Origin of the sequence: Acinetobacter sp. AS167, from assembly GCF_037152175.1 — a bacterium.
Taxonomy (GTDB): Bacteria; Pseudomonadota; Gammaproteobacteria; order Pseudomonadales; family Moraxellaceae; genus Acinetobacter.
In genome coordinates, this window is record NZ_JBBCMP010000001.1 from 665,665 (window position 1) to 685,654 (window position 19,990).

The 19,990-nt window shown below is 38.6% G+C and carries 22 protein-coding genes; 2 read left to right on the forward strand and 20 right to left on the reverse strand.

From position 1 onward, the window contains the following. Nucleotides 1–45 precede the first annotated feature (45 nt). The 19 genes from WFN33_RS03255 to WFN33_RS03345 all read right to left on the reverse strand — a co-directional run bounded on the left by WFN33_RS03255 (nt 46) and on the right by WFN33_RS03345 (nt 15,144). Nucleotides 46–642, reverse strand: coding sequence for a 6-pyruvoyl trahydropterin synthase family protein (locus tag WFN33_RS03255; RefSeq protein ID WP_336951426.1), 597 nt, complete (start codon nt 640–642; stop codon nt 46–48). Nucleotides 643–862: 220 nt separating this feature from the next. Next, on the reverse strand, nt 863–1,819 hold the full coding sequence (gspK, locus tag WFN33_RS03260) for a type II secretion system minor pseudopilin GspK (RefSeq protein ID WP_336951427.1): 957 nt from the start codon (nt 1,817–1,819) through the stop codon (nt 863–865). Between the two features lie 48 nt (nt 1,820–1,867). Beyond that, nucleotides 1,868–2,524 (reverse strand): type II secretion system minor pseudopilin GspJ, encoded by a 657-nt coding sequence (gene gspJ / locus WFN33_RS03265; protein WP_336951429.1) that lies wholly within the window; start codon nt 2,522–2,524, stop codon nt 1,868–1,870. Beyond that, nucleotides 2,524–2,907 carry a type II secretion system minor pseudopilin GspI gene (gene gspI / locus WFN33_RS03270; RefSeq protein ID WP_336951430.1) on the reverse strand — a complete coding sequence of 128 codons (384 nt, stop codon included), beginning with the start codon at nt 2,905–2,907 and terminating at the stop codon, nt 2,524–2,526. Before gspI ends, gspJ begins: the two co-directional genes overlap by 1 nt. Then, entirely contained in the window at nt 2,894–3,460 is a 567-nt protein-coding gene (locus WFN33_RS03275) for a prepilin-type N-terminal cleavage/methylation domain-containing protein (RefSeq protein ID WP_336951431.1), read from the reverse strand. Before WFN33_RS03275 ends, gspI begins: the two co-directional genes overlap by 14 nt. Nucleotides 3,461–3,465: 5 nt before the next feature. Next, nucleotides 3,466–4,080 carry a TetR/AcrR family transcriptional regulator gene (locus tag WFN33_RS03280; RefSeq protein WP_004821232.1) on the reverse strand — a complete coding sequence of 205 codons (615 nt, stop codon included), beginning with the start codon at nt 4,078–4,080 and terminating at the stop codon, nt 3,466–3,468. Nucleotides 4,081–4,169: 89 nt separating this feature from the next. Next, entirely contained in the window at nt 4,170–4,943 is a 774-nt protein-coding gene (locus tag WFN33_RS03285; RefSeq protein ID WP_336951432.1) for a TatD family hydrolase, read from the reverse strand. Between the two features lie 27 nt (nt 4,944–4,970). Further along, the gene (locus WFN33_RS03290) at nt 4,971–5,312 is read right to left on the reverse strand and encodes a PilZ domain-containing protein (RefSeq protein ID WP_336951434.1); all 342 of its coding nucleotides are present in this window, start codon (nt 5,310–5,312) and stop codon (nt 4,971–4,973) included. A gap of 26 nt (nt 5,313–5,338) precedes the next feature. Next, on the reverse strand, nt 5,339–6,319 hold the full coding sequence (locus WFN33_RS03295; protein ID WP_336951435.1) for a DNA polymerase III subunit delta': 981 nt from the start codon (nt 6,317–6,319) through the stop codon (nt 5,339–5,341). A 52-nt stretch (nt 6,320–6,371) separates the two neighbouring features. Continuing rightward, nucleotides 6,372–7,133, reverse strand: coding sequence for a 3-deoxy-manno-octulosonate cytidylyltransferase (gene kdsB, locus WFN33_RS03300; RefSeq protein ID WP_336951436.1), 762 nt, complete (start codon nt 7,131–7,133; stop codon nt 6,372–6,374). 4 nt (nt 7,134–7,137) lie between these two features. Continuing rightward, nucleotides 7,138–8,154, reverse strand: coding sequence for a tetraacyldisaccharide 4'-kinase (gene lpxK, locus WFN33_RS03305; RefSeq protein ID WP_336951437.1), 1,017 nt, complete (start codon nt 8,152–8,154; stop codon nt 7,138–7,140). Nucleotides 8,155–8,160: 6 nt separating this feature from the next. After that, nucleotides 8,161–9,891 (reverse strand): lipid A export permease/ATP-binding protein MsbA, encoded by a 1,731-nt coding sequence (gene msbA, locus WFN33_RS03310; protein WP_336951439.1) that lies wholly within the window; start codon nt 9,889–9,891, stop codon nt 8,161–8,163. Between the two features lie 3 nt (nt 9,892–9,894). After that, nucleotides 9,895–10,317 (reverse strand): ExbD/TolR family protein, encoded by a 423-nt coding sequence (locus WFN33_RS03315; protein ID WP_336951440.1) that lies wholly within the window; start codon nt 10,315–10,317, stop codon nt 9,895–9,897. A gap of 20 nt (nt 10,318–10,337) precedes the next feature. Next, nucleotides 10,338–10,970, reverse strand: coding sequence for a MotA/TolQ/ExbB proton channel family protein (locus WFN33_RS03320; RefSeq protein ID WP_336951441.1), 633 nt, complete (start codon nt 10,968–10,970; stop codon nt 10,338–10,340). A gap of 35 nt (nt 10,971–11,005) precedes the next feature. Next, nucleotides 11,006–11,896 (reverse strand): ParB/RepB/Spo0J family partition protein, encoded by an 891-nt coding sequence (locus WFN33_RS03325; RefSeq protein WP_004720851.1) that lies wholly within the window; start codon nt 11,894–11,896, stop codon nt 11,006–11,008. Continuing rightward, complete coding sequence (locus WFN33_RS03330) at nt 11,893–12,675, reverse strand: ParA family protein (RefSeq protein WP_004720853.1); 783 nt, start codon at nt 12,673–12,675, stop codon at nt 11,893–11,895. The genes WFN33_RS03325 and WFN33_RS03330 overlap by 4 nt, the downstream gene beginning before the upstream one ends. A 24-nt stretch (nt 12,676–12,699) precedes the next feature. Then, a complete protein-coding gene (rsmG, locus tag WFN33_RS03335; RefSeq protein WP_336951442.1) occupies nt 12,700–13,332 on the reverse strand; it encodes a 16S rRNA (guanine(527)-N(7))-methyltransferase RsmG in 633 nt (210 codons plus the stop codon). Nucleotides 13,333–13,438: 106 nt separating this feature from the next. Next, nucleotides 13,439–14,128 (reverse strand): N-acetylmuramate alpha-1-phosphate uridylyltransferase MurU, encoded by a 690-nt coding sequence (murU, locus tag WFN33_RS03340; protein WP_336951443.1) that lies wholly within the window; start codon nt 14,126–14,128, stop codon nt 13,439–13,441. Further along, nucleotides 14,125–15,144 carry an aminoglycoside phosphotransferase family protein gene (locus WFN33_RS03345; RefSeq protein ID WP_336951444.1) on the reverse strand — a complete coding sequence of 340 codons (1,020 nt, stop codon included), beginning with the start codon at nt 15,142–15,144 and terminating at the stop codon, nt 14,125–14,127. The genes murU and WFN33_RS03345 overlap by 4 nt, the downstream gene beginning before the upstream one ends. Before the next feature lie 119 nt (nt 15,145–15,263). Between WFN33_RS03345 and WFN33_RS03350 the strand changes: the two genes are divergently transcribed. Together WFN33_RS03350 and WFN33_RS03355 are read left to right on the forward strand one after the other, a co-directional pair. After that, nucleotides 15,264–17,714, forward strand: a complete 2,451-nt coding sequence (locus WFN33_RS03350) for an LPS-assembly protein LptD (protein WP_096734006.1) — start codon at nt 15,264–15,266, stop codon at nt 17,712–17,714. Then, a complete protein-coding gene (locus tag WFN33_RS03355) occupies nt 17,714–19,030 on the forward strand; it encodes a peptidylprolyl isomerase (RefSeq protein ID WP_336951445.1) in 1,317 nt (438 codons plus the stop codon). The genes WFN33_RS03350 and WFN33_RS03355 overlap by 1 nt, the downstream gene beginning before the upstream one ends. A 442-nt stretch (nt 19,031–19,472) precedes the next feature. Here WFN33_RS03355 and hfq read toward each other — a convergent pair whose 3' ends face one another. Continuing rightward, nucleotides 19,473–19,988: an RNA chaperone Hfq gene (hfq, locus tag WFN33_RS03360; RefSeq protein ID WP_004720864.1), complete on the reverse strand. Its 516-nt coding sequence runs from the start codon at nt 19,986–19,988 to the stop codon at nt 19,473–19,475. Between the last annotated feature and the right edge of the window lie 2 nt (nt 19,989–19,990).

The following is a 19,990-nucleotide window of genomic DNA, read 5'->3' on the forward strand; positions in this document are numbered from 1 at the left end:
AAAAATTTATTTGTCCTAAGATAGATTTCACTCAAAAATCATCATTTAAATTTTAACCTGTAAATCCACTTCAGGGTTTTGAAACAGAATACCTTGTTTCAATTTTTCATACATGTCTGGGTCAGACCATTCAGATTTAACTTGCTCAGAAAAAATAATTTTATCCAGACTCAATAGCCCCATCTGAGCATTTTCAATATCTTCTTGAAAACTTTGCGCATAACCTGTATCGGTTTCATGCACAATCACAGAATAGACTTCAACATCCCCTTCCCCATTTTGAGTAATGGTTGATTTTAAAATCTGTTGAGCAAGGAAAAAGAATATCCGTGAAAACTGTTCAGCTGATGGAGAAACAGGCAAAGCCACCCAACGTGCACTAAAAGTTTTACAAGCCTGGATATATTCAGGATTATCTTCTTGCCAAAAACAGATCGCATGGTCAAAACTGTCGAAAATTTCTTTGATTACACCTTTAAGCAATCCAAAGTCATATACCATTTGACCATGATCAAGTTTTGAAGCTTTAAGTAGTAATTCAACTTTATAGCTGTGCCCGTGTATAGACCGTTTGCAACGATCTGACGTGCAATTCCGCACAATATGTGCATTTTCAAACTTAAATAACTTACGAATTAACATGAGCCAAATTTTATAAACAAATCGGTAAAGAATCTCGATTATAAAGCAAAACTCGAACCCTGAGCATTAATTTTCACGTTGATTGCAATTAGCAAAAAGGATAATCTCATTTTTTAGGCCTATTTAGCTTATCGAATCATATTTACGCAATCAACCAACCTTTTAACTACCTTTTATAGTTATTTAAAATCATATAGTTAAAAAATATTTAGCAAAATTTTCAAAATGGCGCAAGGCTACGTGAATAAACATAAACTTGCGATTTATCATTACGCATAAAGCGCGTGGTAAATTGGCGCTTTCGATTGCTTAAAGATACTTCTATCTTAGCTTTAAAATAATTGGATGTTACACCGAAAATCTTGTCTGCTTCGGTTTTGCTTGTAGCCTCCAAGGTGTCAAATGGTGCGACTTTCATCAACTCTCCCACATTGGCAAAGTGCTCCAGTTTTTCTTGTCGCGCTTTTAAAGCTGTTTGTATACTATTTACGTCTAATTTTTCATCTATGGCTGCCAAAACCATTGCAGGTGCTGTATTGACATTAATTCGTGTGGCAATATCAGGCAGTGCCGATATATATGGTGCGATTAAATCATACTTCTTTTCTTCAAAACCACGTACTTGTTTAAGTTCTTCAACACTGGCAAATTTTCGATTTGCAGCCAAATAAGGTTTAGGCAAACCTTGGTAATAACTTGTTTCAGCGCCTAAGGAACCTATCGTTTCATTATCTGGATCTTGCCAATCAATCACTGCTTGAACAGCATCAGCGGGTAAACCGACACGAACCAACAGTTTAGAAAAATATTTCTGTGCAGCATCGTTGGGCTTACCTTCATTGGTTAATAAACTGTTTAAATTGAATTTACCTGACTCATCTTCTAACACACCTGCAACATATCCATCTTCAACCGGAAATGCTGGCATTGGTTTTGCCCAAGTTTCCTGTAAATAATCTGCCTCTTTACTGTTTTCACTGTCTTGCACCAATATTTCAGAGTAAAACGCTTCTGCACTCTTTGCATAAAAAAGGGCTTGGCTTTGACGTTTTAAAAACCCTGTACTTTCATTGGTATAATTTTGACGTTTAGCAATCGTCGCGGCAATGATGGTTGCTAAAGCAACCATTACTAAAATCGTAATTAATGCGATACCCTTTTGCTGCTTCAATTGCATGATTGATTTACCTAAATTTAGTGATCCGCATCTACCACAATACTGATTTTAAATAGCTGGGCTGTTATTGATCAAATAGTCAGAATTGAGCAAACTAAAAATCCATTCATATTCTATATCACGAATCGTGACTTTGATTTTAATCCCACGTGGTAATTGCCCTTCATTTTTAATCATATCGTTTGGCCAGCGATCTAATTCAGTTGGATTTAAAGCATCAATACGATACTGATCCACATCTGCCAATAACACACTCGACAAAGGTTGTTCTGAATTATTTCGATTTAAATTTGAATATTTCAGACGGTAAAGTTTTTTCTCTTGTGGATTGTAAACATATTCAATTCGTTCATAGGGTGACAACCCTTGTTTAAGCGGATCGGTTACACCAGTTTTACTGAAAGATAGTTTTTGGTTATCTAAGCGTAAAGCGGGTTCAATTTCCTCACCATTTCTTGCAGAAATGGGAACAATTTGCAAAGTATCACGTTGAATCTGTTGATACGCGCCTTGTAATTGGCCTAAATTTTCCTCATGCATAACATTGCGATCTTTAACTTTTATCAAATAGTCAAATATTTTCCACCCCAATGCTGACAAAACAGCAAAGATTGCGATGGCCACCAAAAGTTCAATTAAGGTAAAGCCTGTGCTTTTCTGTGAATACACAGTTTGATTTTTTTTATGCTTGATTAGATTCATCATTATTTTTCTTTGATCGGATAATTAAAGAACACCATATTGGTAATCCCTGCTTCTACTTTACCCGTATCAGGATCAAAAAGGCTCACTTGCACATCTATTTTTTGTACATTTGGGCTCAGTGTAGTTTCTGCTTTTTTATCTACCTGCCAAGTTTCACCTTGTGTGGTGATTTGTTTGGATGACGTTCCTGACAGCCATTCACGATTAATCATCATCATCGAAATTTCGTTCTGTGCAACAAACTGAGCCTTGGTTCGTAAAATCGCATTGGCTGTCGACTGTGTATATTGCATAGCTACTTTGGTCAATGCCATTGCTGCGACTGCAAAAATCGCCAAAGCCACGACCACCTCAATTAAAGTAAAGCCTTTATTTTTCTTCATCTACCTTACCCAAATAATCAACTCGAATTACCTCACCCACTGGCTTTTGCTGATAATACATTTGAATTGTGACAGGTTTGACTTCACCATTTCCAAACCAAATCAATTTAGGTGCATTATTGCCCAAAAGTTCTGAGTTATTTGCATTTTGGAATTGATGATCTTCCGTTTCAATAGAAAATGAAACGTATTCTGGTAACGCTCTTTTAGGAAAGTCTGTCACTTCTTTCCATGGTTTATTGTCAACCACTCGGGTAGGTTGTTCGGCATCTTCATTTACTTGAATATATTCAATAACGCCATATTGTGCATCCGCAACATCTGTAGCATTGTGTAAATCGAGTGCATAAATACGCGCTTGATCATTGGCTTCACGATTAATCTGCTTTAAATCCAGCAACAACATCTCACGCGCTTGCATAGCTTTACGCTGATCTACACCATCAATATTTAAAATGATCAATGAGGCTATAATACTGATGATGACGATCACCACCATCACCTCAATTAAGGTAAAACCTCGCATTTTTTGAGATGATCGTAGATTTTTCATTGCAGCTAAGCAACCTGTTCTGAGGCTTGTGGATGTTTTGGCACAGCCAATGCCTGATCAATCAATGCGACACGCAAGGTATCTCGACAACCTAAATAACGCTGATAGAAGCTTGAATTCAGTATCGCGGCTCCACCATGAGTAATTGACCAAATTGAAGCCAAATAATCACGTACAGACATCAAACTTTGAATTGACTCTAGATAACTTTCAGTCATTCGAATAATGATACGTAAACGTTGTTTACGCACTTGATAAAGTTCACTAAATAAATGATGGATGCCTTGCCCAGTGGTGGATAATCGCTCTTCGATCTGATGGAATAACACTGCACGTTCAGGATGGTGTAAATGGTGCAACATAAAAAAAGCCAAATGCTCAGGAAATGCTTTTTCAGTATCACGAACCATTTCAAGTAACATACGTTCATTACGAATGATGAGCAATATATACAACTCATCCTTACTCTGAAAATGCTTATAAAGTGTTCCCTTGGCTAGATCTAGTTCTGCAGCAAGGGCATCCAATGTCATCCCCGCTTCACCATTTTCTAAAAGCAGTTGTTCAGCAACCTGAAAAATCAATGCTTCTCTTGCTCTAAACTGAGCCTGTCGATCCATCTTCACCCGATAAACTCTCTTGTTAATTCTATCCGTTAATAAATTGAGGCACTTCTATTGATTGCTTTTTAAAAATCAGTACTTTTCAATCACTTTTGTCGAAGCAGGTTTTCAAAATTTTGTGTCGTAATGAAAGCGATCTCTTCAAGCGTTTTATCATATACATCACTCAGCGCTTTGGCTACATAAGGAACATATTTTGGTTCATTCGGCTTTCCTCGATAAGGCATAGGTGCCAAATAAGGACTATCCGTTTCAATCAACAAGCGATCTAAAGGCACTTGCTTTGCTACATCTCTTAGATCTTGTGCGTTTTTAAATGAAACAATTCCAGAGAAGGAAATATAATAGCCACAATCTAAAACGGCCTTTGCAGTCTCCCAATCCTCTGTAAAACAATGCAAAATACCATGTGTTGATTTTTCAGCTCGAATAATATCTATAGTTTCATGTTTTGCTGAACGGGTATGGACAACTACAGGTTTTTTAACCTGTTGCGATGCGTGAATATGTCGTGCAAAACAGGCTTTTTGTTCAGTAATAAATTCTGTGCTATGAAAATAATCCAAGCCTGTTTCACCCAAGGCCCAAACTTTTTCAGCTTGCGCCAGATCAACCAGTTTTTCAACACTTGCTCGTTGCATCACAGCAGGATCTTCACATGGATGCACACCGACACTATAGCCTACATCTGAATGTCTTGCGGCAATTTCTGCAAGTGCGATATGGTCATCCAAATCTACAGAAATCCCCATAAATTTGGACACACCAGCATCTCTTGCTTGTTGTAATGCGGCATCGAGATCCCCAGCATAAGGTTCAAGATTTAACATGGTTAAATGGCAATGCGTATCAACAAACACAGAAATTCCTAAAAATTGAAAATTGGCTTACATTGTAAAGCTAGGACGGTCTAAAGACATACTGCCTGCGAGTAATTTTTCAGCTTCCATTTTGTAATAGATGCCTTTTTCACCAGTGAGTTGAATCGCAAAACCTTGTGGCTTAATTCCATTTTGCTTTTGCGAAATCCAAATCACTTTCCCTGTTAAAGGAATTTTCTGCGATTGATCCGGCAAACCTGCCAATACAAACACTTCATCTCCCATTTTTACAGGATTCTTTGACGGTACAAATAAACCACCACCTAAAATATAAGGCATATAACTGGCTTGTAAGGTTGCACGATCATTGATGTTAACTTGAATCAAACCGCCCATACGTGGTTGCATGATTATTCCCCCTGAATATTCAAATTTTATGTCACATTCATTAACTGAATCGACAATTGATCAATAATTAGATTTGTTTGTACATTTTGATCAACTTTTAGCTTCGATTGTTGTAAGTCTTGATAAATTGAGAATAAAGTTTGCAATTGATACTGCGCTGCAAGCTCATCTAATTCCAAATCTGAATTCTTTACAACTTGATTCAGCTTGACACAAATTATATCTGACAACAAGTATTCAAACATTTGTAAAAAATCATAAAAGCTCAGTTCTTTATTCCATTTTGAAGCAAACTGTAAAGGCATACTTTTCTGACTGACCAGTTTTTGCCAATCCTGTAAAAACTCCCCACGTCGGTTTAACCAATCTAGCTCAGCAAGCGCCAATGCTTGCAGTGGCATATTATTAGATAAATTCATCAACAAGTTAATTTTAGAATGCATTTCAGTTGGTAAATGCTGTTGCAAATATTGTTCTGAAAGCGTGGGGCTAATACGATCCATAGCAAAATGCTGTAATCGACTACGAATTGTTGCTGGGAGCTTTAGATAATGTTCCGCAAGTAAAATAATCTGTACCCGGTCACCTGGCTCTTCTAGCGTTTTTAATAATGCATTTGCAGAAGCAATATTTAAAGCTTCTGCAGGTTCAATCACAATAACACGCCAACCATCTACTGTTTGCTGCACAAATGGTAGTAGATCACGGATCTTCTCGATCTTAATTTTCGCGTTTTGCTTCTTATTCTCTTCATCGGTCGTGATATTAACATAGTTAGGGTGGGTATCTGATTTGAGCCACTGACAACTTGTACACTCGCCACAAGCACCTTGAGGTGTTTTATTTAAACACAAAACCCATGACAAAAAATGTTGGGTAAATGCATGCTTACCACAACCGTTTTTACCATAGAACAATAAACCATGCCCTAATTTTGGAAAGCGACCTGTTAAGGTTTCCCATGTCTGTTGCTGCCAAGGATAAACCTGAGAATTAGAAGCATCCATGAATCAAAAACCTAAATACAAGTGAGGTAAAAACAAGTGACGCAAATTCAAACTATTCAAAAACCGCTGCATCTAAAATGTTTAAGCGATCTAAATCTTCTTGAGTATCGACACCTGGTGGTAAATTTACTTGTGCGATATCAATCGCAATACGATGTCCATTTTCTAAAACACGTAATTGCTCTAAGCTTTCCAATTGCTCCAAAACACCCATATCCCAACTGACATATTCCTGTAAAAGCTTGACACGATAAGCATATAAGCCCAAATGACGATAAGCATGTTGATGTAGCTTTTGCTCAGCCTGTTTAGCACCCTCTCGATCATAAGGAATTTGCGCACGACTGAAATAAAGCGCTTCTTTAAACTTTGACATCACTACTTTTACAATGCTGTCACGCTGAAACTCATCAAGCTGATGTATAGGCTCACATAAGGTCGACATTGAACAATCAGCTTTCTGCGCCAATAGCTCAGCAACTTGAATCACCAATTGTGCAGGCAACAACGGCTCATCACCCTGAACATTCACAATAATATCCTCAGCATCCCAACCTTTGATTCGAGCAACTTCACTTAAACGGTCTGTGCCCGAAGGATGATTCGGATCTGTCATCACAACATCCACACCTTCTGATCGACAAAGCGCTGCAATACGTGGATCATCTGTCGCTACACAAAGATCATCAAAACCCTGTACTTTTTTTGCTTGGTCGACCACACGTAAAATCATGGCTCGCCCATGAATTTCTAAAAGAGGTTTACCTGGAAGGCGTGAACTCGCAAAACGCGCAGGAATAACAATATGTTTCATCAAATTAACCTTGTATTAGATCAATACCAAGTTGAGTAAGTTGTTGGTTGAGTAATAGATAACATTCATCAGACAAGACCGCTCCAACTGGAACCACCCAAATCTCACGACTAAATGTAGAATGATTTTTCAATAAGGGTAAAAGCTTTACCGCATCTTTTTCAGTGGTGATAATCGGATTATTATCCTCAAACTGTAAATCATCAATTTCATAATCATAATGGTCTGGAAACTCATGACATTGAAATTGAGTTACACCTATACTTTCCAAAGTGTTATAAAAGCGTCGAGGAAAACCAATTCCAACGACTGCATAATAATCGAGTGTAGGATCAAACTGCTCAGATTGGTCAAAACTTGGATTTAATAGATAAGGTTCAGTCACCTCTAAATGCATATTCAGAGATGAATGTGGCTGATGGGCATGCTCAATTACGGTACCGTGTTTTAAACGACTCACAGGCTCGCGTAAATAACCTTCAGGAAGCAGCTTCTGATTTCCCAGCCCACGATTATTATCCAGCACAATCCATTCGATTTGACGCTCTAAAGCCCAATGCTGTAAACCATCATCACTAATGATTAAATCAAGTTCATAATATTGAAGGAGTAATTCAATATTTCTTTGGCGATTCGCACCCACCACCATGGGAACTTCTGTAGACTGAACAATTAAACAAGGTTCATCGCCTACTTGATCAGGCACAGAATCTAATGTAACCAGTGCTGGAAAAGGTCCTTGACCACCATAACCACGACTAATCACGCCAACACGCACATGGTTATGTTTCAAATGCTTCACCAACTGAATCAACAGTGGTGTCTTGCCACTCCCACCCACAGTAATATTTCCAATAATCATTACTGGGACAGGTGCTTTATAGGTTTTTTTTATACCTGTTTGATACAGCTGCTTATTTACCGTAAAACCGAACTGATATAACCATGATAATGGCCGCAACGCAATCAACCACTTGGACTGTTTATTCCAAGCATCTTGAATGATTTGCGCAATAGACATGTTGGGTTATTCCTCAAAGTTACGTTCATACAATTGATAGTAAGCGCCATGCTTCGCCAATAACTCAGTATGAGTACCTTGCTCTATGATACGCCCTTTATCCATAACCACAATCTTATCCGCTTTCTCAATCGTGGATAGACGGTGAGCGATCACAATCGTAGTTCTGTTTTGATCAAGCATCGCTTCATCAAAAGCTTTTTGAATAAAGTGTTCAGACTCATTGTCCAAAGCACTAGTGGCTTCATCAAGAATCAGAATCGGTGCATTTTTAAGGATTGCACGCGCAATGGCAATACGTTGACGTTGACCACCAGAAAGACTTAAGCCTTGCGCACCTAAAGGCGTGTCATAACCTTTAGGTAATTCCATAATAAAGTCATGTGCATAAGCTGCTTTAGCTGCTGCAATAATGGCTTCTTCAGATGCTTTTTCTAACTGACCATATGCAATATTTTCACGCACCGTTCGATCAAATAAAACAACTTGCTGGTTAACCATCGCAACTTGAGTACGTAAACAACTCAGTTCAATGTCTTTTATAGGCAACTGGTCTAAATAAATTTGCCCTGCACTAATCTCCTGAAAGCGCACCAACATATTCACCAATGAAGACTTACCCGCACCTGAACGCCCAACCAGAGCAATCGTTTGTCCAGCCTGGATCTCTAATGAAAAATCATCAATTGCTTTCACTTTATTTTTATATATCAAAGACACATGATCAAACTTGATATCACCCAATAATTTAGGTGTTAAATTTCCCGTATTCTCTTCTTGTGGTAAGTCTAGAACCTCAAATACAGAATATGCTGCCGCAATACCACGTTGTAATTTTTCATTAATATCAGTGAGGTTTTTAATAGGTTTAGCCAGCAACCCAGCTGCTGTAATATAAGCAACAAACTCTCCTGCAGAAGTATCACCTAGAATTTGTGGACGTAATGCCAGCCAAATAATGATACTCAGAGCAAAGGCCATGACCAATTGTACCAATGGACTATTTAAGTTTTGTACGACGACCATTTTCAAACCACGTTTTAAGTTTTCTTCTGAAGACTTATAAAAACGTTTTTGTTCACTTTCTTCGCCAGCAAAGCTCTTTACAACAGCATTACCGCTTATTGTTTCTTGAACAATATGATTCACATCCCCCATAGTGTTTTGCACTTGAATGGAGAGTTTACGCATACGTTTTGAAGCTTTACGCACCAACAAGCCAATAATTGGCATAAAAATAAAAATACATAAGGTCAAACGCCAATTGGTGTAAAGCAGATAACCCAATAAACCTAAAGCAATTGCACCATCACGAAGTAATATTTTTAATGATTCAGATGACGCTGCGGTTAACTGCTCTACGTTATACATAATTTTTGCAGTGATATGACCTGATGAATTATCCAAATAATACTGTGCTGGTAGTTTTAAAAGTTTGGCATAAACCTCTTGACGAATACTAAATACCAAACTTCTTGAGATGACTGCGGTAAAGTAGCCTCCCATAAACAACCCTAAGCCACGGAAAAAGATCAACAGGATAATCAGTGCAGGAAACCAATCAAGATCACCACGATTGCCACCCTGAATTGCATCAATTATATATTTAAGTAACTTCGCTACGGAGACTTCAGTTGCTGCATTTATGCCAAATCCAACAATAACGAGTAAGGCTGCCCCCCAATACGGCTTTAAATACGCCAAAAGACGGACATAGACCTTAAAATCCTGATTCACTAATTAATAACCTCGAGATGGAACTTTGGTACTGATATTGATGTTAACGAAACCTAGCTGTCCTGCAACATCCATCACTCGAATAACATCTTGATGGGTTGCTTTAGCATCTGCAGCAATCACAAACATCAGATCACGATTATCATTTGCTGCTTGCTTAATTGCAGTACTTAAATCAGCAGACTCTTTACTCGAAAGCGCCTGCCCATTTACTGCATAATGTCCTGCGGAGTCTACCATGACTTCAATTTTATTTTTGTATTCTTTTGGCGGAACACCATGTGCATCAGGCAAAGAAAGATTGATTCGACTTTGCTGATTAAACGTGGTGGTCAGTAACAAAATCACCAATATAAATAATAAGCAATCAATCAGTGGAGTAAGATTGATATGAATATCTTCAACTGTTTTGCGTCTAAATTTCATGAAACACCCCTAAAACGGATTTAACCAGCTTTCTTTTTTTCACTTTCAAGGTGCGTCTGAAAAAATAAGGCTGCATGAAATAAAGTCGACTGCTGCTCTAGTTCAGCCACATATTCCTGAACTAAACGCTGATAATAACGATAAGCAAATAGTGCAGGAATGGCGATAACCATACCAGCAGCTGTGGTAATTAATGCTTTAGATATCCCTGGAATCATCATGGTTGGATTGGCATTGGAACCCAAATCAATGACCAGAAAGGACTCGATAATCCCTATCACTGTACCCAACAAACCCAATAAAGGTGCAACAGCGCTCAATGTACCTAAAAAATTTATATTTTTTTCTAGATATCCAATTTCGCGGGAAGCTGTAGCTTCCATTTGAGCACGCGCAAACGCTTCACCTTGAGTATAAGCATCTATACCATCTTTAAAAATATAGCCTAATGCTGTTTGGCAAACAGTTTGATCTTGTTCCATTTCATCTAAAACATCGTCAACATTGCGACCTTTTTGCATTATAAGAGACTTAGGTAGAACTAAAGATCGTTTCAGCCGTATAAATCTCTCGATTGAAATCGCAACAGTAAAAATTGAACATAAAACCAATGGCAGCATTAACCAACCGCCGGCTTTAACAAGTTCCCACATCTTTAGTTCCCCAAATTAATTAAATCGCTTAAACATTATTGTTCTGGTAAACAGATATTTAAAATTCCATCTAACTCATCAAGCGAGTTATAACTGATGACCAGCTTGCCTTTACCCTGTTTGTTATAGTCTAATTTTACACTTGCACTAAAACGTTCTGACAATTTTTGGGTCAGTTGCTGTACATCAGGCGCAAGTGGATCTTTAGATTTTTCCTGCTTTGGCGTATTCCAATCACGCACCAACTGTTCGGTTTGACGTACAGACAAACTCTTATCAATCACAATTTTTGCAATTTGCAATTGATCTTTAGCTTTTAGGGTCAATATCGCACGAGCGTGCCCCATGTCTAATAAACCTTGTTGCATTAAATCTTTGATTTCATCTTCTAGGCTTAATAAACGCAATAAATTACTCACGGTAGTCCGTGCTTTACCTACAGTATCTGCAATTTCTTGATGACTCAAACCGAATTCTTCATGAAAGCGTTGTAATGCCAGTGCTTGATCAACAGGGTTTAAATCTTGGCGTTGAATATTCTCAATCAATGCCAGGGCAATCGCAACTTGATCGGTCAAATCACGTACAATTGCAGGAATTTCTGTCAAACCCGCCAATTGTGCCGCACGCCAACGACGTTCACCAGCAATAATTTCATATGGAGTTTCGTCATTTTCAATAGGACGAATTACAATCGGCTGCATTACACCATGTTTTTTAATTGATGCTGCAAGTTCTTGCAAATCTTGCTCACCAATAAAACGACGGGGTTGATAAGCGCCACGCTTTAATTGGGTTACATCCATCTGTTTTAATTGGCCATGATCCAATGCTTGAACTTCAAGTTGTAATTTTTCTTTTTGGATTGAACCTAATAACGCATCTAAGCCACGACCCTTTGCCAATCCTCTTTTTTTCACGGTCATGCTTTATTTCCTTTTTTCACTTTACTCTTTTTCAACATTTCAGCTGCTAAATTTAAATATGCAATTGCACCTTTAGAGCTTTTCTCAAAATAAATAATCGGCAATCCATGTGCTGGCGCTTCGGCCAACCTCACATTACGCGGAATCACTGTATCATAAAGTTTCTTACCAAAATACTGTTCTAATTCGGCAGAAACATCACGGGTGAGAGCATTACGCGCATCATACATCGTGCGAAGTACCCCAATAATTTCCAACTCAGGGTTTAAAGCTTGTTGAATTTTATCAATAGTCTGCGTCAAATCTGCCAATCCTTCTAATGCATAGTACTCACATTGCATTGGAATAATCACTGCATCCACTGCTGCTAAAGCATTGACCGTAATTAAACTCAAACTTGGCGCACAATCAACAATAATATAATCAAAGTCTTTTTCAATTTGCTGTAAAGCGTTACGCAAAATAAACTCACGTCCATCTTGCTCTGCAATTGCTAACTCAACACCTGCCAAATCACGATTTGAACCAAGCACTTTATAACCAACTTCGGCTTTACTAATTGCAGTTTCAATCGGTACTTCACCCAGAAGTACATCGGTGACAGAATACAACAAATCATTTTTTTGAATACCCGACCCCATTGTAGCATTACCCTGAGAGTCCATATCCACCAATAAAACACGCTTTTTCAACACTGCCAAAGAGGCAGCCAAATTCACGGCTGTCGTGGTTTTACCTACGCCACCTTTCTGGTTTGCGATAGCAATAATTTGAGCCATGGTAACCCCAACCCTTAGTCTGTTTTAAATCTGTTTTAATAAAAGTAAATGACGTTGTTCGTCCAACCGAGGTACATGCAATTCAATAATGTCACAACTCCACTTATCTTTTAAAGCATCAACTTCTTCAATGGGAATCAAACCTTTCATTGACGCAATGATACTGCCTTCATGCATATAAGGTTTTGAAGCTGTCACAAAATCTGTCAATGAAGCAAATGCACGACTGGTGATCACATCAAATTGCCCTAGATCATGGATACTATCTTCGTTTTCTACACGAGTCTGAACTGCGACAACATTTTTTAGTTTTAAATCTGCAATAAATTGTTTCAGAAAACGAATTTTCTTACCATTTGAATCCAACAAAACACATTGGCGTTCAGGTTGACACAGTGCAATGATCATCCCTGGCATGCCCCCGCCAGTACCAATATCGAGTAAACGACCAGCGGGTAAATCATTTAAAATACTTAAGCTATCCAATAAATGCTTAACCAACATTTCTTTTGGATCGCGAATCGCTGTTAAGTTATAAGCTTTGTTCCACAGGACGAGTGCATCTTGATATTGCAACAATAATCCTAATGCTTCATCACTAAGTTTTAAGCCAAGCTTTAGACTGCCTTGCTTTAACTCTTGAAAAAATGGATGCATGATCAAATAACATCTTTAAAAAATTAGCTGAAAGTATACCTATTTCTCGCCCGTGGAACAGTAGTTAACGATGAGTTAATACGCACTTAGGCCTATTTATTCGCACTTAAGTATACTCACCCTGTCTTATTTGCAAATCTAAGGCTGTTAAACGCTCAGGTGTACCAACATCAACCCACGCCGCTTGCATTTTCTCTGCCGAAATTTTACCGTCTAGCATGCCTTGTTTAAGCAAAGGTGCAAGTGGTCTTTTACCATGCTCCAGCCCATCAAACATTTTTGGATTGATCACAGCGATACCACTGTAAGTTAAATTTTCTCCTTGCTGATTTTGATCAAAGGTATAAGCACGACCATTTGCCAAGGTAAAATCACCTTGTGGATGTTGTTCAGGATTATTGACAAAAACCAAATGCGCAAGATCATCAGCAAGATCCATATTCAATAATGATGTAAAATCAAAAGTGGTCCATACATCGCCATTGACCAGAATAAAAGGCTGATCACCGAGAAGTGCTAAGGCATTGATAATCCCACCTGCGGTTTCCAAGCCCTCATCTTCACGTGTCCAGCGTATAGTCACACCAAATTGTGAGCCATCACCTAACGCACCGATCAGAATATCTGCCAACCATGCAGAGTTAATCACGATTTCAGTTACACCCATTTTTTTTAATTTTTCAATATGCCATACAATTAGTGCTTTGCCGCCCACTTCCAATAAAGGCTTTGGCTTATAGAGGGTCAAAGGTCGCATTCTATTGCCTAGACCAGCTGCTAAAATCATCGCTTTCATGCTGCAACCACCTCATATGCGCCATATTTTTCTTCAAATTTTGGCAAAACCCGTGCACGGATAAAACTCATGAACGGTTGTAATTCTGGGTAAGATTTTGACTCTTCCAATAAATACCACATGACACGAGGCAAGTCCTTGAGATAACCAGATTTACCGTCACGCTCAAACAAACGAACAAAAATACCTAAAATTTTGATATGGCGCTGAATTGCCATGAAGTCAGCATCTTGTTTGAATTGATCAAAATCACGATCTTGCTTCGCAGATTCTGGCAATAAGTCATAAAATACTTTAAACCACTCATACACACGCTCAGGACTCCACTGTACGTAGGCATCACGGGTAATCGAAATCAAGTCATAAGTGTCAGCACCAATCACTGCGTCTTGAAAATCAATCACACCTTGATCTTTCTCAGCTTCAAGAATCATCAGATTACGACTATGGAAATCACGATGTACGATTACTTGAGGTTGTGCCAAAGCAGCATTGGCAAGAATAGCAAAAGTTCGTTTAATTAATCCAAGCTCATCATCTGTTACTTGGATTGCTAATGATGGTAACAACCAATCTGTTAACAATTCCATTTCTGAGATCAGCTTTTCATAGGCATATGCGGGCAAGTGTGATGAATCAGCAAAAATAGATTGCAACTGCACCAACTGTTTAAAACTTTGTGCATAATGTGCATCTACCGTTTGATCATTCAATTGTGTAGATAACAAGATATCGCCAAAATCTTCAAGCAACAATAAACCTTGATCTAAATCCTTGGCAACAATATGAGGTACACGCACCCCATTTGTGTCAAAGAACTCATCAATCGCAACAAAAGGACGACAATCTTCCTTCTCAGGAGGTGCATCCATAAGCATAAATGTTTTATTATTCAAGGTAATTCGTGCATAACGACGGAAACTCGCATCGCCTGCTAAAAAATTGATTTCAAATTGATCTGAACTGAGTACAGATGTTAACCATGTTTGTATCAATTGTTCACGTTGTGTATTCATTTGCAATTTAATCTAATTCAGGCTGAATTTTTGAAGTGCTAAGTGTAGCTACTTATCAACTTTTTCTCTATGATGCGACAATAATTAATTGCGATTAGCATATTTGGTTAATGAGACAAATGAAGCATCAGTTTAAATTTAATCCTTTAGCGACTGCTATTTTGACACTTCTTTGTGGAAGTTCAGTATCCAGCTATGCTGAATCGACAGACACTGTTTCTGAAGTTAATAATAAGCAACTGAATGCAGCCATCAAAGAAAGCTTTGCAGGGCAAAATTTCTTTGAACAATATTATGTGGACAAAAACTCGCCTGAAGCACAGGTACGTGATTTAAAAAATCCAAGCACGCGTTATTGTGAAGGTGTTTGGGTTACTCCTTTTAGCACCCAAGCTAAATCGACAAACCCAGAAGAAGCATCATCTGTGATTACCGCAGACAATGGTTATTACAATCCCAATGGTGACTCTTTCCTGTCTGGTGATGTGGTCATTGACCAATCTGGACGTATGATCCGTGCTGATGAAGTGACCATTGATAAAACACAAACTTTCGCCAAAGCGAAAGGCAATGTACAAATGGCACAAGGCGGTATCATCGCGCAAAGTGATCAAATCGATTACAATCTGAAAGATGAAACTGGTCAGTTAAATAATAGTTTCTATATTGCAGAATTGACCCACGCACATGGTCATGCAGAAAAAATAGAAAGAACTTCACCAACCAATATCGTTCTTGAAAATGCCACCTACACCACCTGCCCACCCGATGAAAAACCCACTTGGAAAATTCAGGCCAATAAAATTGAATTGGATCAAGATACGGGGCGTGGTGTAACGCGTGGCACCAAACTCTATGTTAAGGATGTGCCTGTACTCGCAGTTCCATATTTCAACTTCCCAATCGATGACCGCCGTACTACAGGGATTTTAAATCCTAGTTTCGGTTTTACTAATGATGGTGGCTTTGAACTCGCAGTTCCCGTTTATTTAAATTTGGCGCCCAACTATGATGCCACCATTACACCACGGCTGATAACTGACCGTGGTCTTATGGCTCAAGGTGAGTTTCGTTATTTAACTGAGAACTTTGGTGCTGGTAGCGTTTGGGGAAGTTATTTACCTTCTGACCGTGATTATAATGATGAAGATCGTAAAGACCTACATTTCCTACACAAGTGGGATATCACCAAACAATGGTCAACCAATTTAGAATACAATTATGTTTCTGATAAAGATTTTTTCTCGGATCTAGATAACAATCCAAACACACGAACAGAACTTAACCAACGCCGTGCTTGGGAACTCAATTACAATCACGGTATTCCAGGGTTAAAAGCTCAACTTAAAGTTGAAGACTTCCAAACACTCGATAAAACCATCAAAGATGTTGATAAGCCATATGCCCGCCTACCGCAGTTTTTACTCAACTATGTAGCTGGAAATCCACAAGGTTTGGAATACGAGTTTAACAACGACACTGCTTATTTCCAAAAAGACATCAATGATGCCGATTATAATAACCAGCCAAGTGGTACACGTTTATATAACCAATTTGCAACACGTTATAATTTCCGTAATCCATGGTCTTTTGTAATTCCAGAAGTCTCTGTACGTAGTTTAAATACCTTTTATGATCAAACTACTGTAGATCAACTTAACTTAAATAACCAAAGCCAAGATAGCAAAAATAAATCTGTTGTTGTTCCTCAATTTACCTTGGATACGGGTTTAACTTTCGAAAAGGACGGAAAATTCCTCCAGACCATTACACCTCGCGCTTTCTACGCCTATGCACCATATAAAAATCAAACAGGTTATCCAAACTTTGATTCAACAACAGCTTCTATTAGCTATGATCAATTGTTTAGCCCGTACCGTTTCTATGGACACGACCGCTTAGAAGACAATAACTTTTTATCGCTTGGTTTAAGCTATAGCTTGTTTGATACAGTGGGCTTAGAGCGTTTAAGAGCAAGTATCGGTCAAAGTTATTATTTTGATGATCGAAAAGTTACCTTACTCAACAATACAGATGATTTAGATAGAGAAAAACATACTGGTCCTGTGCTGAGCCTTTCTAGCCAACTTTCACAAAACTTCACACTGAGTACCAATTCAGCATGGATGTCAAATGGTGATAGCGCTCAACATGACTTTCAATTGTATTATACAGGGCAACGCGGAAACCTTTATAATGTTGGTTATTTTTATCGTAATAACCTCCCTGACCGTCAACGTGCATATGATCAAGCAGTTGCATCATTTATACAGCCTGTAAAAGACAACTGGCGTATTATGGGACATGTTCAATATGACCTTGACAACCATGTCGCACGCGAATATTTATTGGGTGTGAATTATGAATCTTGTTGTTGGGGAATTTCCGTCTATGGTCGCTCGTATTTTAATGATCTAGATGATGTTTCTCTTCCTGATACAAAGCCAAAACGCGCAGTGATGGCTGAGATCACACTAAAAGGACTTGGTGGTTTGAACAACAAGTTAAGTTCATTACTTGAAAATCGTATTTTAGGTTTTGATAAAGCTAATCAATCTTGGACACATTAATGAAGACGCAAAAATTTAAAAAATTATTTAAAGCATCAACCTTAGCTTTACTCATCTCCACCGCGGTATCAGTTTATGCTGCTCCGCAGGACCAAATCATAGCAATTGTTGGTTCTACAGCAATTTTAAAAAGTGATTTAGACCAAGGTGTTGCTGAAGCGACACATCGACTTCAGGCACAAAAGAAAGAAATCCCACCACAAAACATTCTGCAACAGCAAGTACTGAGTCAGCTCATCACCCATGATGCACAGCTTGAACAAGTGAAGAAGTATGGCTTAAAAGCAGATGAAAAAAGCTTAAATGAAGCCGTATTGAAAGTTGCCCAACAATCTGGTGCAAATTCTTTAGAAGCTTTTCAAAAAAAATTAGATGCTGTTGCGCCTGGTACTTATGAATTACTGCGTAACCGTGTTGCGGAAGATTTACTCATTCAACGATTGAGTCAACAACAAGTAATGTCTCGTATCAAGATCACTGACCTTGATGTTGAAAACTTCTTAAAATCACCTGAAGGTCAAGCTGCTGTTGGTAGTCAAGTCCATGTACTACATATGCGTATTTCAGGAGAAGCGCCAGCAAGCGAGTTAGAAAGTATTGCAAAAGCAGTCCGTACTGACTTAAAAGATAGCAATGACGTAAAAAGCTTAGAAAAGAAATTTACTACAGCACAAATCAAAGTCGATGGCGCTGATATGGGCTTTCGTCCGCTTTCAGACATTCCAACAGATCTTGCTGCACGTGTGACTACCCTTGAACCAGGTCAAACCACTGACTTAATTCCAGCAAAAGACGGGGTTCATGTTTTAAAATTATTAGAAAAAAAATCGAATGAACAAAAAGCATTGGTTTCACAGTTTAATACTCGTCATATTCTGATTAAAACATCAGAAGTTGTTAGCCCTGAAAATGCAAAGCAAACCATTGACAGTATTTATAATCGCTTAAAAGCGGGTGATGATTTTGCTACGCTTGCTTCAACTTATTCAAATGATCCAGGTTCTGCTCGTGATGGCGGAAGTCTTGGCTGGGTAAGCCCTGGCATGATGGTTCCTGAATTTGATAAACTCATGCAGAGCTCGCCAGTCAATGAAATTAGCAAACCATTTCAAACTCAATTTGGCTGGCATATTCTTCAAGTCACAGGTACACGTCAACAAGATATGACTTCAGAATACCAAAAGCGTATGGCACGCCAAATTTTAGGCGAACGTCAATTCGAATCAGAATATGACGGCTGGCTACGAGAGTTACGTGCAAATACTTACATTGAAATCAAAGATCCCAGCTTAGATCCAAAGAAAAATGAAAGTTAAGCCTGCGCTTAGTATTTAAATTAAAAAGCCAGTGTTCTACACTGGCTTTTTAATTTCAAAATCTTGGTTATCTTATTATTTCATAAATGGCTTGCATTGTTGATTAAAATTGAGCTGATGAAGCATGAAGCATGAAGCAAAGAGAATAGCGAGGCTATCTTCAGGTTTCATAACGTAAACCCAAGAAAATTTTAAACACAACCCCAAGCAAGAACAATGCGTGGCTTTATTTGCAGCGCAAGGACCAACGTTTTTACCATTACGTCGATACTCAGCGAAATGACGCTTACATCATTCAGAATGACTAAATTTCGTATCATCTAAAAACGGTGTAGGTGCAAACATAGATAAATTTCAACATAGTCTCATATTAAGAGAAGCCAATAAAAAAGAGACGCCAATTTGGCGTCTCTTTTACAATCGTTCTTGTTAAATCAAGAAATTAACGATTGTTTTCATCTTCTTGCGAATCTTCAAATTTTGTTTCGCCGCCAAAGTCAGTACCTTGACCGCCGAAGCCACCTTGACCACCGAAGCCACCTTGACCACCGAAGCCACCTTGACCACCGAAGCCACCTTGGCTACCGAAACCACCTTGACCACCGAAACCGCCTTGTTGACCACCAAAGCCACCTTGTTGACCACCGAAGCCACCTTGACCACCAAAGCCACCTGCTTGACCGCCGAAGCCACCAGCTTGACCACCAAAGCCACCAGCAGCGCCTTGAGCACCAGCAGGAGCACCAGCAGGACGTGGATTACGTGCAGGTACAACAGTTGAAATAGCATGCTTATAAACCATTTGGCTTACTGTGTTTTTCAACAAAACAACATACTGGTCAAAAGATTCAATATGACCTTGTAATTTAATACCGTTTACAAGAAAAATAGAAACAGGAATACGTTCTTTACGGAGAGAATTTAAGAACGGATCTTGTAAAGTTTGACCTTTAGACATTT